Annotated in this window: 15 protein-coding genes and 1 tRNA gene; 11 read left to right on the plus strand and 5 right to left on the minus strand. The window is 34.1% G+C overall.

Annotated elements, in window-relative coordinates; all coding sequences use genetic code 11:
• The first annotated feature begins 45 nt into the window (after nucleotides 1-45).
• From AC3QLY_RS12880 to AC3QLY_RS12915, 8 genes are all read left to right on the plus strand, one after another.
• The gene (locus AC3QLY_RS12880; protein ID WP_074419190.1) at nucleotides 46-1,014 is read left to right on the plus strand and encodes a LuxE/PaaK family acyltransferase; all 969 of its coding nucleotides are present in this window, start codon (nucleotides 46-48) and stop codon (nucleotides 1,012-1,014) included.
• 31 nt (nucleotides 1,015-1,045) lie between these two features.
• Nucleotides 1,046-1,129 (plus strand) — tRNA-Leu (locus AC3QLY_RS12885).
• A 194-nt stretch (nucleotides 1,130-1,323) separates the two neighbouring features.
• Nucleotides 1,324-2,394: a tyrosine-type recombinase/integrase gene (locus AC3QLY_RS12890; protein ID WP_492989839.1), complete on the plus strand. Its 1,071-nt coding sequence runs from the start codon at nucleotides 1,324-1,326 to the stop codon at nucleotides 2,392-2,394.
• A gap of 30 nt (nucleotides 2,395-2,424) precedes the next feature.
• Nucleotides 2,425-3,324 (plus strand): hypothetical protein, encoded by a 900-nt coding sequence (locus AC3QLY_RS12895; RefSeq protein ID WP_492989840.1) that lies wholly within the window; start codon nucleotides 2,425-2,427, stop codon nucleotides 3,322-3,324.
• 199 nt (nucleotides 3,325-3,523) lie between these two features.
• On the plus strand, nucleotides 3,524-3,760 hold the full coding sequence (locus tag AC3QLY_RS12900; protein ID WP_492989841.1) for a helix-turn-helix transcriptional regulator: 237 nt from the start codon (nucleotides 3,524-3,526) through the stop codon (nucleotides 3,758-3,760).
• A gap of 12 nt (nucleotides 3,761-3,772) precedes the next feature.
• Complete coding sequence (locus tag AC3QLY_RS12905; protein WP_492989842.1) at nucleotides 3,773-5,314, plus strand: DNA primase family protein; 1,542 nt, start codon at nucleotides 3,773-3,775, stop codon at nucleotides 5,312-5,314.
• A gap of 84 nt (nucleotides 5,315-5,398) precedes the next feature.
• Nucleotides 5,399-6,676: a DUF6965 family protein gene (locus AC3QLY_RS12910; RefSeq protein ID WP_492989843.1), complete on the plus strand. Its 1,278-nt coding sequence runs from the start codon at nucleotides 5,399-5,401 to the stop codon at nucleotides 6,674-6,676.
• 13 nt (nucleotides 6,677-6,689) lie between these two features.
• Entirely contained in the window at nucleotides 6,690-7,052 is a 363-nt protein-coding gene (locus AC3QLY_RS12915) for a hypothetical protein (protein WP_492989844.1), read from the plus strand.
• A 128-nt stretch (nucleotides 7,053-7,180) separates the two neighbouring features.
• Here AC3QLY_RS12915 and AC3QLY_RS12920 read toward each other — a convergent pair whose 3' ends face one another.
• A complete protein-coding gene (locus AC3QLY_RS12920) occupies nucleotides 7,181-8,107 on the minus strand; it encodes a toxin-antitoxin system YwqK family antitoxin (RefSeq protein WP_492989845.1) in 927 nt (308 codons plus the stop codon).
• A 351-nt stretch (nucleotides 8,108-8,458) separates the two neighbouring features.
• Entirely contained in the window at nucleotides 8,459-9,757 is a 1,299-nt protein-coding gene (locus AC3QLY_RS12925; protein WP_492989846.1) for a hypothetical protein, read from the minus strand.
• A gap of 1,019 nt (nucleotides 9,758-10,776) precedes the next feature.
• Between AC3QLY_RS12925 and AC3QLY_RS12930 the strand changes: the two genes are divergently transcribed.
• Together AC3QLY_RS12930 and AC3QLY_RS12935 are read left to right on the plus strand one after the other, a co-directional pair.
• On the plus strand, nucleotides 10,777-11,406 hold the full coding sequence (locus tag AC3QLY_RS12930) for a hypothetical protein (RefSeq protein ID WP_074417797.1): 630 nt from the start codon (nucleotides 10,777-10,779) through the stop codon (nucleotides 11,404-11,406).
• The gene (locus tag AC3QLY_RS12935) at nucleotides 11,403-12,104 is read left to right on the plus strand and encodes a DUF3307 domain-containing protein (protein ID WP_492989847.1); all 702 of its coding nucleotides are present in this window, start codon (nucleotides 11,403-11,405) and stop codon (nucleotides 12,102-12,104) included. Before AC3QLY_RS12930 ends, AC3QLY_RS12935 begins: the two co-directional genes overlap by 4 nt.
• 56 nt (nucleotides 12,105-12,160) lie before the next feature.
• Here the strand turns inward: AC3QLY_RS12935 and AC3QLY_RS12940 are convergent, their stop codons facing one another.
• The 3 genes from AC3QLY_RS12940 to AC3QLY_RS12950 are packed head-to-tail and all read right to left on the minus strand — an operon-like array spanning nucleotide 12,161 to nucleotide 13,807.
• A complete protein-coding gene (locus tag AC3QLY_RS12940; protein ID WP_074417796.1) occupies nucleotides 12,161-12,445 on the minus strand; it encodes a hypothetical protein in 285 nt (94 codons plus the stop codon).
• An 11-nt stretch (nucleotides 12,446-12,456) separates the two neighbouring features.
• Complete coding sequence (locus tag AC3QLY_RS12945; protein WP_288072815.1) at nucleotides 12,457-13,146, minus strand: carbonic anhydrase; 690 nt, start codon at nucleotides 13,144-13,146, stop codon at nucleotides 12,457-12,459.
• Between the two features lie 55 nt (nucleotides 13,147-13,201).
• Entirely contained in the window at nucleotides 13,202-13,807 is a 606-nt protein-coding gene (locus AC3QLY_RS12950) for a methyltransferase domain-containing protein (protein WP_288072816.1), read from the minus strand.
• Nucleotides 13,808-13,956: 149 nt separating this feature from the next.
• Here AC3QLY_RS12950 and AC3QLY_RS12955 point away from each other — a divergent pair, with 149 nt between their 5' ends.
• Nucleotides 13,957-14,661 (plus strand): Crp/Fnr family transcriptional regulator, encoded by a 705-nt coding sequence (locus AC3QLY_RS12955; RefSeq protein ID WP_218331352.1) that lies wholly within the window; start codon nucleotides 13,957-13,959, stop codon nucleotides 14,659-14,661.
• Nucleotides 14,662-14,726 lie beyond the last annotated feature (65 nt).

Raw genomic sequence — 14,726 nt, forward strand, 5'->3', positions numbered from 1 at the left:
TTCTATTCAAATATAATTCATTCATCTCAACATTATTTCGCTATAATGGAACTTCTTAACAAGATTTTTTCAATTACACCTCAAAATAAAACGAAAGTAATTCAGGAAGTGTTTCATTTTCAATTAAAAAATAACACTGTTTATCGCCAATGGTTTGAATTAACTGGCGGTAAGCAGCAAAATACAATTGATTCCATTCCTTTTCTTCCCATTTCCTTTTTTAAAACTCATGTTATTACAACTACAGCTTTTGAACCTCCCATTATTTTTGAAAGCAGCGGCACCACCGCAACCGTAAATAGTAAACATTATGTAAAGGATTGGCAGATTTATGAAACCAGCTTTTTAACTGCTTTTCAACTATTTTATGGTGCGCCGCAAGATTGGTGTATTATTGGGCTACTGCCTGCATATTTGGAAAGGAAGCATTCTTCATTAGTGGCGATGGTGCATACATTGGTGCAACAAAGCAGGCATCCCGACAGTGGTTTCTATTTGTATGAATATGAACAATTGCATGCCACTTTACAGCGTTTAGAGGCAGCCGGCCAGCCGGTAATATTAATTGGAGTTACGTTTGCCCTGCTTGATTTTGCCGAACAATTTCCGCTGCCTTTACAAAATACCATCATTATGGAAACAGGGGGAATGAAGGGTCGAAGAAAGGAAATAACCCGTGAAGCACTGCATCAGCAATTAAAAAAAGCTTTTGGTATATCCCATGTGCATGCTGAGTATGGTATGACAGAGTTACTATCACAGGCCTATTCATCCGGGAATGGCAGGTTTTACTGCCCATCCTGGATGCAGGTTTTGGTGCGAAATGAGGATGATCCGTTGGATGTACAGTTACAAGGGGAAGGTATTTTGAATATTATTGATTTAGCAAATCTGTATAGCTGCAGTTTTATTGCTACGGATGATGTGGGAAAAGTTTATGCAGATGGTAGTTTTGAGGTGTGGGGTCGGTTAGATAATAGTGATATTCGGGGTTGCAGTTTGTTGGTTACATAAATGCAATTATATTTGCAGCCCAGAAACAGATGCCCAGGTGGCGAAATTGGTAGACGCACTGTGTTCAGGTCGCAGCGTTCGCAAGGATGTGCTGGTTCGAATCCAGTCCTGGGCACTAAACCACTTTTTTAGGTGGTTTTTTTATGCCCTAAAAATCAATACCAGTATGGATTTTAACGTTTTTCCTTTCTTTTCCTTTCTTTTAATTTACCATTTATTTCTCTTTTTTTGTACCTCTATTGTACCTCAGGTACACTATTTCATTTAAAATTCATACCTTAGAGAAACTAACATCAAACCAAAGGAAAAATGAGTGTAATATTAAGAAAGCGCAAAAATGCCGATGGCAGCACTTCATTAAGATTAGATATTTATAATAATGGGCAGCGTAAAATTGAAACACTTACAAATCTTAAACTTTCAAAGGTTTCTAATGTAAGTGACCGTGAAGAAAACAAAAAACTGATGCAACAGGCCGAAGCTATCAAGGCGGCAAGGGCAGCCGAATTAGAGGCTAATAATTACAACATGGTTAGTGACGCAGGTAAAAAAACAATCATTACAGCGTGGATGCAGACTTTTATTGATGGCTACACAAAAAAAGATAAACGAAATATGCAGGGAGCACTCAATCGTTTTGCTGATTATTTAATTGAAATAAAAAAGCCCGGTTTAACCTTTGGCAACCTTACTGCATTAATTATTGAGGATTTTATAGATTACTTAGAAGCTAATAGCACCGGTGAAGGTGCAGCGTCATACTACAGCCGCTTTAAGAAAATGATTAAACAGGCTTATCGTAAAAAATTAATGAAAGAAAATGTACTGGATTTTGTAGAACGTAAAGTAAAAGGCAAGGCAAAAAAGAAAGATACCTTAACGCTGGAGGAATTAAAAATATTGAGTGCAACCCCTACTGAAAGCAGCGAAGTGAGAAGGGCTTTTTTATTTACTTGTGTTACCGGGTTACGTTGGTGCGATATAAAGACTTTAAAATGGAAAAACATAAAGATTGATAGTAAACAAATGGAAGTAACACAAAGTAAAACAGGAGAATCTGTTACAACCCCGTTAAATGAAACCGCCATCAAACTTTTAGGTAAAGCTGAAAACCCGGATAAAGATGTTTTTGTATTACCAACTGCTAATGGAGCGAACAAAACATTAAAAGCATGGGTAAAACGTGCTAAAATTCAAAAAGTAATAACCTGGCATAATGGAAGGCATAGCTTTGGTACGAACTTAATATTTAATGATGTAGATGTTTTAACCGCCTCAAAACTTTTAGGACATACCAGTTTGAAGCATACACAACGGTATGTAAAAGCAGCAGAAGCAATGAAACAAGTGGCAACAGACAAAATCAATTTTGATTTATAATAATTATTTTATAACAAAAAAAATCAAATTATGTATTATAAGAATGATATATTAACATTTTTAAAAAATGAAAATGTTTTACATGAATTGTTTGAAAATAAGAAATACCATTCGAAAGATGACTTAAGTCAATATTTGAATATTAAAAATTCAAAAATTGCAGAGTGTTTGGATAATTATAAAATAAGTAATTCTTATATTTATAAAAAGACTCTTGAAAAATTAAAATCAAATTTTGAAACTAAAATAAAAGAAAAAAAAACAAGTATTGATTCCGAAGTAAAAAAAATAGAAGATAAATATAAACAAATTAGAGATGCTTATGATTTTACATCAATTGGGTTTTATTGGTTTAAACAAAAAATCGAGTATAGTTTATTAGACTTTTTAACAAGCGATATTGATCGCCCCCAAATTAATGCTATTACGACTATAAGTAGAATGAGACAAAATGATTTAAATATAGTTTTCAATGATGATGACGACGATAAAACAATGCAACAAAAAATAGAAAACAGAGGTACACTGATTGAAAGGCTTAAGGTGCAAAAAATTCGGTTTTATCAAGCTTCCACCGGTTACGCTTATGGAGCATTCATTGAATATTTAAGTGAGGATTATAAGAAAGAAGGTAACTGGAAAGATTTAATAGAGCCAGGTTTACAAAACCGTTTAGAAAGTATAGAAGGAAAGATTCAAGCCAAAATTAAAGAATGGAAAAAAGGGAAAAAAGGAAGTTTGATTGAATGTGCCGCATTTTGCCAACTGCTATTTGATAGAAATTACTTTGTAAAAGGCTCTACAAATAGAGTTTCGGTTTATTCATTTGCATTGAGAAAATATGGCATCAATATAAAAAACCAATTAAGCAGTACTAATGAGACCCACCGGGAAAAACATAAAACTCTTTTAAGTCATCATTTTGAATAGTCTAAAGTACGTACCGTATCATACCGTACTATAATTTTTTTTAATACTGGAACCATTTACAGGCCTGCATTTGCGGGCTTTTTTATTGCACGTACTATAGCAAAGGGCAAATTTTCTTACTTGGCTTTTGGTTGATATTCGTACCCGAACATATTTAGATAACTAAATATTTTTTTAAAAAAAATAAATTTAATTCAAAATGGAATTTAAAGAAAAAAGGGTATTAACCTTTGAAGAGGGATGCCAGTACTTAGGGTATGCAAAATCGTATGTGTATAAGATGACTGCCAACGGCATCTTGCCGTTTAGTAAACCTAATGGGAAACGTATTTTTTTCGACAGAGAAAAATTAGAAGCCTGGATGCTATCTAATAGTAATACAAGTTATCAGGAGAAGCAAATACAGGCAGCAACTTACGTAAATACTCACAAATAAAAAACCCCGATTATGAACAAACAGAATTACGGGGTTGATGAGATATTTAACAGCCCCAAAGATAAGCAATTAAATGAACTTAATCCTCAATTTGAATTTGATAAATATGGTATCGGGGTTGAGGATATTAAGGCCGAAGCTGAAAGGCTTTTAAAGAAAAGCGAAGCAACCCCACACGCTGAAATATTACACCAACTTATTGAGCAATTTGAGCCGTTGGATTTTGAAGCGTTGGCGAACCCACACAATGCAGAAAATTTCAAATTGAATACGAAACACTTTTTAGTGTTATCTATTGAAAACGCCTTAGAGCTTGCAGAAAAGAACCGTTGGGGCTTATGTAAGAACCACGATTTTATTTACCTGTACAACGGTACGTTTTGGGCTGAAATTGATGTAGAAACTTTCCAAAAGTTTTTAGGTGAAGCAGCCGAAAAAATGGGAGTTGCTAAATTTTCAGCAAAGTTTTACCAATTTAGGGAGCAGCTTTTTAAACAGTTCCTTGCAACGGCATATTTGCCCACACCTGAAAGCAATAAAGACAGGGTATTGATTAACCTAAAAAACGGAACATTTGAAATAAGCCCACAGGATATAAATTTAAGATCGTTCAACCGTTCCGACTTTATTACCTATCAATTACCCTTTGAGTACAACCCACAGGCGAAAGCACCAATATTTGAAGCGTATTTAAACCGTGTATTGCCCGACAAAGAACGGCAAAAGGTTTTAGCTGAATATTTGGGGTATGTATTCATAAAGCACGGAAGTAATACACTCAAAGAGGAAAAAGCCTTAGTGTTATACGGCACTGGAGCAAATGGCAAAAGCGTTTTTTTTGAAATTGTCAATGCTTTATTAGGGGTTGAAAATGTAAGTAGTTTTTCATTGCAGAGCCTTTCAAATAATAATGGGTATTTCAGGGCGAAGTTGGCTAACAAGTTGGTAAACTATGCAAGTGAAATAAACGGCAATTTGGACGCCTCAATATTTAAACAACTGGTTTCGGGTGAACCCGTTGAAGCCCGTTTACCTTATGGGCAACCATTCATTTTGAAGCAGTATGCAAAACTAATTTTCAACTGTAATGAATTACCCAAAGACGTTGAACATACGAACGCCTATTTCAGACGGTTTCTGATTATTCCTTTTGATGTTACTATACCACCACAGGAACAGGATAAACGACTGCATACGAAAATAATTGAAAATGAACTTTCAGGGGTTTTTAACTGGGTATTGGAAGGGCTTAACAGGTTGCTGGAACATAATCGGTTTTCAGAATGCGAAGCAGCCCAAAGAGCCGTTGAACAATATAGGATTGAGAGCGATAGTGTGCAGATATTTTTAAGTGAACATGGGTACAAGATTTCAGCCACAAATGAAATACCCCTAAAGGATATGTTCAGCGAATACCGAAACTTCTGTATTGAAAGCGGTTTTAAAGCCTGTTCGGTACGGACACTTGCAGACAGGTTAAGGAGTTCAGGGTATCAAACAGAACGTAAAAACTACGGTACGGGGGTAAATGCAGAGAAAAAAAGTTTTTTTTAAACCTACACTATCTACACTATCTACATAAAACCGTGTAGCAAGTGTAGCAAGTGTAGCACGGAAAATAAAAATATTTTCAGCGAAATGAAAACAGAACAAAGATATATATTAGAACCATATAATGGAATGAATACCCGTTACCGTTGCCCCAGTTGCCAGCAAAGGGATAAAACCTTTTCCAGATACATTGATAAGGAAACAGGCGAACACATACATTCCACCGTTGGCAGGTGCAACCGTCAAAATAATTGCGGTTACCACTACACCCCGAAACAATATTTTCAGGATAACAATATTTCGTTTGATACCCCCCAGCCCAAAGCATACAAACTTCGACCTGTTACACCTCAACCAAAGCCCGTTTCATTCATTCCCGTTGAGGTATTTAAAGACAGCCTGAAAGCACACGAAACAAACAACTTTGTAAAGTTCCTTATTAACCTGTTCGAGGTTGGGGTTGCCAGCCAACTGGTAAGCCGTTATTTTATTGCCACCTCAAAACATTGGAACGGTGCAACGGTATTTTGGCAAATAGATATACAGGGCAAAGTAAGAACGGGCAAAATAATGCTTTACAGCCCCACCACTGGCAAAAGAATAAAAAAACCGTTCAACCATATTAACTGGGTACACAAAGTTCTTAAACAGCCTGAATTTGAGTTAAGGCAATGTTTGTTTGGCGAACACTTACTAATTGATAAAACAAAACCCGTTGCTATAGTTGAGAGTGAAAAAACGGCTGTAATTGCCAGCGTTTATTTACCCCGGTTTATTTGGGTTGCAGTTGGCAGTCTTACCAACCTTAACGCTGAAAAATGCAGCATACTAAAGGGGCGAACTGTTACACTATTTCCCGACCTCAATGGATTTGAAAAATGGAGCAGCAGGGCAAAGGAACTTTCACACATTACAATATTTACTGTTTCCGATTTATTGGAACGCAAAGCAACTGAAGCAGAAAGGAAACAGGGGCTTGACCTTGCCGATTATTTAATAAGATTCAATTATAAAGCCTTTGCCCTACCTGAATCCGAAGCTACCGAACCACCTACATCTGTTCAACCATTGGTTGATGTAAAACCATTTGAACAGCCCGAACCCGTTTACTATTTCAGTAAGCCTGAACAACCGAATACCGTAAGCTGGGAACAGGATATTATCGAACTTGAAAAATATTTTGCAAACATTGAATTACCAACCCATTCTGTAAAGTTGAACGGGTGCAGCACAATAACCAACTGTTCCTCATTTATTGAAAGCCACCTTGCCACCGTGAAAGCGAACAAAGGCAAACAAACCTTTTTACCATACCTCAACCGAATACAGGAATTGAAACAAATAATATCAAACAATAACAAATAAATTATAAATAAAAATGAGATTATCAACCCTAAATAACATATTAAAATCACATAAGGCAATAGTTAACTATGCTAAAAAAAATAATGTTGCAATTACTGACAAGTGCTTAAATATAGCATTGGCTTGTTGGTGGATGAACAAAGAAAATAAAATAATTACCAATACTAAAGTAAAGTCAATTCTTAATAGCTGGTATTTATGGTACGATTCAAAAACAATTAGCAAAAGCCTTAGCGAACTTGAAAAATTAGGCTGTTTTACAACAAGAATTGTACAAAGAAGGGGATTTAAAACAAAGGTATTTGAAGTAACTTATCATCTTTTTATTTTACTTAATGACATTGAAAGAAAGGCAAGAAATACGAAGCTTTGTTAGTAATATTTATTTATTTATTTTATATGATTAAAATTTATTTTTCATTCATAGTAAATAGATGCCGCTTATGTGTAAACTATAATATTTATACTTTAAGATTCACCTTGCCGTTGAGTTTATATACAAAATTAATTTTCATCTTTTAATTTAATTTCTCTTTTTATTTCAATTCCGTTATAATCATATATTATTATAGTTAATGAAGGTTTACCCGAATTTGAAATAGATATTTCTTTCCATTTGCCATATTTAACCCATTTATTCATTTGTTCATTAAAAAAATACGAACCTAAAATCTCTTTGTTAGGTGTATTTATAACTTCTGCCTTATAATTCTCAATAGCTTTAATTGTTCCATCATAATTATACCATTTCCATGTTCCATTTCTCAAACCCCCAACAGTATCACAATAATGCCCTTCAAACTTTTTCTTTCCATTGTTATAATAAGAAATATCATTGCCATATTCATCCCCAAATATGTCTCTTGCATATTCCACTTCCAATTTTTTTCCACTTAAGTATTCTTTATAATAATGTATATAATTGTTTGACACTGAATCTTCTCTAATTAATGAATTATTTAAATCGTATATTTTTACCCACCCCGAATATGGGTAATTACCAAACTTTTCGATCCATCCTTCTATTGAAAAGGTTGAACCTAATTTAATTGAATCTCTATTTTTTTGGTAAAAAACGTCATCATCTTTATATTTTACTGTAGATATTAAATTTCCTTTACTGTCCCAATATTTCCATTCTCCCTCCGCCAGCCCCATTTTATAACTACCGTCGACTTTTAAACTGCCATTTGGATAGTACATCTTATATTTTCCATGTAATAAGTTTCCACTATTACCACCTTCAGTTCTACCAAATGTATTAGTATTTGCATTATACCAATTGTATTTTTTTGAATTAGAAAAATTAAAGTTTAACCGATTAAGACTTTCATTGGTAAGAATATTTATTATTTGAATTTCATTATTATGTTTTAAGGTCAATTCCTTTGTTGATAAATTTTGTGAAATGATAATATTCATTTTTGCCATGAATAAAATCAATAGTATGTACTTTAAAATTTTTTGAAACATAATTTTAAAAATAAGTGGTTAATAAAATTTCAATTATTTCTATTTATTTGGGTTGCGAGTAACCATTCATCTTTACTAATTACACCCATTTTTACCCTAAAATAATAATAATTATGAATAAAAGTGATTTAATCAAAAAAATCATAATAAAAGTTGATTATTTTTTTTATAACACCGGTAACGGTTTCGGGCTTTGCGTTCGGGCGGGTTTCGGAGCACAAAACTGTCAACCAGCACTGAACTTGAATAGAAGCACAATGCTTCAAGTTTGCACGTCACCCCGCCTGACGCAAAACCCGTTAGCTGTGGTTATTTTAATATTTCGTATGCTAAGTTGTTCCATTTTGAAAGGTCAAAGGGTGTCTTGTCGTTAGAAAGTAACTTATAAAGGTTGTCATAATCTTTGTCGTCTGTATAAACCAATCTTCTATAATTTGCACCAAGTCCACAAAATGAAATTGGAAAAAGGCTATGCCATCTTATTGAAGATTTTGGAAACTTAAAAAACCAACCGCCATATCTTGGGAATAGTTTATTAAAGGCATCAAACGCATTCGGTATTTCGTCAACTGAAACCCCTGTCTTTTTTGAAAGTAATTCAAACTCCTTTTCTTCAATGTCAGTCAAAATGAAACCACCAAAAACATAAGTAAAGAACTGCCAAAATCTTGGATATAGATAAAAGTATTTATCTTTTGTGATTTCTGTTAGTCCTGTCTTAATTGTGTTTGGCAAGGTCAAATATTCAAGTTGATTGGAAATGTCCTTGGGGTCATAGTTTCCTTTCAACCTGTCAATTAGGTGTTCGATTGCACATTTTAGTATTGTTACTCTCGCTAAATGTTCAACGTAAAGTGAAACGTGAAGAATGTTGTTTTCAGCCTTATAAAAGGTCTCTGAAAAGCACTTTGAAGATAACTCGGTTATATCATCATCATCAAAGTCGTCACCATTTAACTCGTGGCAAATTTTAGCTGTAATATTTTTGTATTTTATGAAAGTGTCAAAAAGTTTGTTTATTCTCCGAATTGGGTCTCTTGAAAAAAACGAACCGCTTATTGTCTTAAAAAAGTAATCGTCTAAATTCTGATAGCTTTTTACCCCTGGGAATTTCTTTTTTAGTTGTTTGATTTGAGCCAATTGCTTTCTTTCAAGCAGGTAAGCAAATCTAATTGTTTCAATTTCCGCTTTCTCTGGTTCAACATTAAAAAATGAGCTAAGTGTTTCTTTTGTTTTTGTTAGGTCGGAATTGTCAATTAATCTAATGTTTAGTTCTTTCGCTTTGTCTTGGAAATAACTAATACTTGGTCTGCTTTTTTGAACAATAAAACATCCTGCATCATAATGTAAGTAAGTCAGCCAACCCCTAATTTTAAATATGTCACTAAATCCCCAATCACCACCCTTAATTTCTACGAGTAAATTGTCAGCACTGTCTTGCTGAAAATCTGTTGTAAGAATGTCAAGTTCCAATAATTCTTCTACTTCCCTGTGAATTATGCTTCTTTCAACATATAGTCCACCTGCTTGAAGATAAGCACATAGATAATCTTCATAGTCTTTGTCCTTTGGAATTTTCGGTAGTTCTATTGCAGTTGAATTACTCATTGTCGGTCGTTCTAATAATCACAGCTAACTCACTTATTTACGAATATTTAGGCGTTCCGCTTTATTAGGTTAAAAAATATTGTTGTTCTGATTATCAATACTGCATGACACTTTTGCGAAATAAATACACATTTTTACATGCTTTCGTAAAGCCAACTATTTGATTTTTTATTTTTAACATCCTCTCTGTATATGAATACTAATACAGTAACCATTCACTCAAAACCCATGCATCCATTTTTACCCTAAAATAGTAATAATTATGAATAAAAGTGATTTAATCAAAAAAAATCATAATAAAAGTTGATTATTTTTTTATAACTAATTGATTATAAATGTTTTATTTTGAATGAGGATGGCAAAATAGTATACAGTTTTTTTTGTAGCAGCATAGTAGGTAAAAAATGGTGTTTAGAAACCAATAAAACGGTAATGATGGCCAGTAATAAACTTGTGTATCAAATAGTTGGGTAACAACTAAATAACCACCCCGTCAAACTTAAAGGGGGAAAACGTTTAGCTGTGTAGGGGGTGGCATCTGAAATGGAAAACGAAAATCTATTTTCATCAACCTTTAAAGAAGTCTATTACATTTCAAATTTGTAGAAAGTGAAAATTAGTATAACTTAACATGCAATTTAAACATTCTTATACTTTAAAATATTTTGAAAGTATGATTCAGGTACAATTTGTAAAACAATTCTATAGAATAACACAACAATAAAAGAATGGAAGGTAGTATTCCTTCAAAAATTCTTAAACTTTTCTTTCTCAATAATTTTGTACCTCTATTGTACCTCAAATAATATAAAATCAATGAAAATCAATGCCAGTAAATACTTTTAACATTAGTATGAATCCAGTCCTGGGCACACTTTATTATCTTGGCGGTTATTCTAACCGCCTTTTTCATTTTTCATCAATAATTTAATGTTCGTATATATATACGAATTATTTAATAATTCGTTTTTTTAAACGAATTATTGAAAAGTTTGTATATTTATGCAAACGAACTTTTTATGGCAATGCACGCTGTACTTACTTGCGATATTGTAAACTCTACCCGGCTTCCTGCCTTGAAAGCTAAAAAATTAATGCAGGCAATACAGCAAATTTTTTCCGGTTGTATAATGGAATTTTATCGTGGAGATAGTTTTCAGGTATATCTCTCGCATCCTAAAGATGCATTAAAACTGGCCTTACAGGCACGATTGGCTGCCATTCAACTATCTTTTGGCGATAAAAATAAGGTAGCATCAGATATTAAAATCAGTATCGGCTTAGGAACAGTAGAAATACCGGTGAAAAATTTAAAAACAGCACGTGGAGAAGCTTTTTTACTTTCAGGCCGGCTGTTTGATACAATGGCAGCATTGAATCAAAGACTTGTATTCGGAATACAGCATGCTTTGGCACAAGAGGCTTTGCAAATTTTATCTGCTTATGTGGATGCTATTTTTAATGAACTGACTGCAAAACAAGCTGCTGTTTTAATAGAGTTAATGAGGGGTGAAATGCAACAAACAATTGCCCTGAAAATGAAAAAAAGTAAAAGTACCATTCATCAGCATGTGGTATCGGCCCGCTGGCAGGAAATTGAAGCTTTGTTGCAGCATTACGAAAATATGATTCAATTGATTATGGTATGAATACAGCACTGATTTGGTTCATCAAATTGATTTTATCACACCTGTTAACCGATTTTATTCTTCAGCCCACAAGCTGGATAAAAGCGCGTTACAGCCGTCATTTTCTATCGTTGCATTTATACCTGCATGCTTTTATTACTGCATTGGTGGTTTGGTGTATGCTGGGTTTTCAATACCATTGGGTGGTTATAGTAATTTTTATTACGCATTTGTGCATTGATGGGTGGAAATCTTACCAAAAGCCAACAGTACAATATTTTATTATCGACCAGGTATTGCACTTTCTGGTAATTGTTGCTTGTTGGTATTTTACTTTTTTTAACCTGGGTTCTTTGTTGGCTATCCTTCAGCCATATTATGAAAATGTTGAGGTTTGGAAAATAGTAACAGGATTTGTATTCATTACAACCCCGGCAGCAATTTTTATAGGCAAGTTTACCTGCCAGTGGCGCGATAAAATTGAATTTGCAGAAAACCTTGCCAATGCCGGAAAATGGATCGGTATTGCAGAACGGATCATTGTACTGATATTTATTTTATATGCACAATATGCAGCTATTGGTTTATTGGTAGCTGCAAAAGCACTGATTCGTTTTAATGAAAAAGATCGTCAGGAAATAAAAACAGAATATCTGGTAGTGGGTACATTATTGAGCTTAGCCATTGCAGTAGTGGTAGGTGTGCTGATTAAATTATAATAAACAGCGTTAAAGCAACAATATTAAAATGAACCCTAATAAATGCGCTTTCATCATTAAGAGGAGTAATGAATGCCCGATATACTTTGATGAATTTCAAAACAATAAATATCTGCCATTTTAATATTACTCCATTGTTGTGCATCATAATGAAAAGGATTGCATTGGTCCAAATGTGTTTGGATTTCCAATAAAATTCGCTTCATTTTTTCTTCATCTGTTCCCATTTGCTGCAATAAATCCATAAATTCATCAATTTGATTCTTTACTTCATCCTGATTGCCGGCAACAAGAATTTTTTCAAGAAGTTCCTGATAATGGGGTTGAATAGCGGGTAGCATAAATGATTTATTTAGTAGGAGGAATTTAAAGGTATCACTTTTCCGTTGTTTAATTGATAAATACCTCCAATTACTTGTACACCTTTATCTTTTACTGCTTGTTGAATGTAAGTAGATTGTGTTAATAACTGATGTATGCCATGCATAACATTCGCTTTGATGAGTGGAAGGGTGTGCAGTTGATCCATCTCACCGACCTTTGCTATTTCCGGTTCTTTGGCAAGGCTGTCAATAATCACCTGCAAAAATCCCTCATTTTTAGAATGATCGGCCAAGGCCTGAATAGCCCCACAATGTTCATGGCCAACAATCATAATAAGGTGTACATTCAAATGTTCCACCGCATATTCAATACTACCTATTTCAAAATTACCTAAAACATTTCCGGCAGTTCTAATTACAAATAAATCGCCAATACCCTGATCGAAGAATAGTTCCGGCGCTACTCTGCTGTCTGAGCAGCAAACCACTACTGCAATAGGGTGTTGGTTAACTGCCGTTTCCTCGAAGCGATGCCTGTTTTGGTCGGGGTGTAATGGGTGCATGTGAACATATCGGTTATTACCGGCCATTAATTGCTGAAAAGCAGTACTGCCATTTAAAGGCTGTAATAATTTTTTGGGCGGCTGAGCAGGCAGAACGCCTGCTGAAAAAAATAGTAAAATAAAAATTAATTTTATATAACCGGAATAGGGCTGCATGAAGCTATATTTGTGATGATTGTATGCAAATGATGAAAACCATTTTTGTATCAACTTATATTTTTATCCAGCACTTTAACAAATTATCCATTCGGGCATCTACCAGCGTATAATTACGGGGTACCTCATTTTCTAAACTATGAAAAGTAACCAGCTTTGTGCCGGCAGGCTTTGTTTCTAATTGTTTATAGAGGTAGCGGTTGTAATAATTATAGAGTTCTAATGAATAGTCAATACTCTCATCTATTTTATCTGTTCCGGCAATATTTTCAAAAAATGCATTGTAAAAATAAAAGTGATGATAGTCGTTAAAATTCAATTGTGTAAAATTGCCTTCTATAAAAAACGCATTGGGGATGCCTAATTTTAATTTAGCGGCCTCCGCTACTTCAATTAAACTTTTTCTTTGTTCTACACCATAAAAAAAAGCATCAGGTTTATAGTAACCTGCAACTATACAAAATTTACCTGCACCGCTGCCAATGTCTAATATTTTTTCATTTTTCTGGCTCACTAAAAAATCGGCTGCAATTCGGGCAACTTCAATGGGTGTCCAATGTTTTTTGGCCAGTAATTGTATTTCTTTTGGATAAAGCTGATGAAATGTGGCATCATTTTCCATCCATTTTTCTCTGGCATTTTTAATATATATCTTATCCATAGCGGCTCTTTTGGTGCATTCATTTCTTCAAAATGCAGGTTAGCACATTTATCAGGTCAAAGTTAGCAACAGATTCAGGTCATAAACGTGAAAGTTCTCATTCAGAAAAGTAATATTTCTCAACTTTAAACAAATAACTTTGAAGCAGTATGAGCATTCATCAAAAATTTCCGATAGATCAATGGGATTTTAAAAGCGAATCTATTCTGGCCGATTTGCCGGATGAGGATAAGGCCATTTTGCTTGCAAACCAAACAGAACAGGAATATGATAAAGGAGAAATTATTTTTCGCGAAAACAGTTATCCATCGGGTATTTTTTATATTGTGAAGGGCAAAGTAAAAAAATATAAAATTGATAAAAACCGGAAAGAACACATTATTTATGTAGCCAATACCGGTGAATTGATTGGATACCACGCCATTATTTCCGGTGATCGGTTCCCCGATTCTGCTGCTGCATTAGAAAAAAGTATTATTGCTTTTATTCCTAAAGAAGATTTTTTGCAAACCCTTGCTGTTTCTGCTTTTTTGGGTACACGTTTATTAAAAACACTCAGCCATGAATTTGCCGTACTGGCCAACAGTTTAAGCATTATTGCCCAAAAATCAGTTCGGGAACGCCTGGCTTTGCAATTAGTAGTATTGCGTGAAAAATATAAAGACCATTTTATGGAAGGCAATGCAGTTGAAATAAACATGAGCAGGGATGATTTGGCCAGCCTGGTAGGCACTGCCAGAGAAAATGTAGTAAGAATTTTATCTGAATTTAAAGACGAAGGATGGTTAATGACCAAAGGCAGAAAAATTATTATTCTAGATGTAGATGCTTTGATAAAAGTTGCCAATATGTAATGGGCTGAATAGAAATTTTACAGCCCATATTCCATTTTTTATTCCAATATTATTAATTTTGCAGT

Source organism: Hydrotalea sp. GW822-HT8A01 (genome assembly GCF_058798575.1).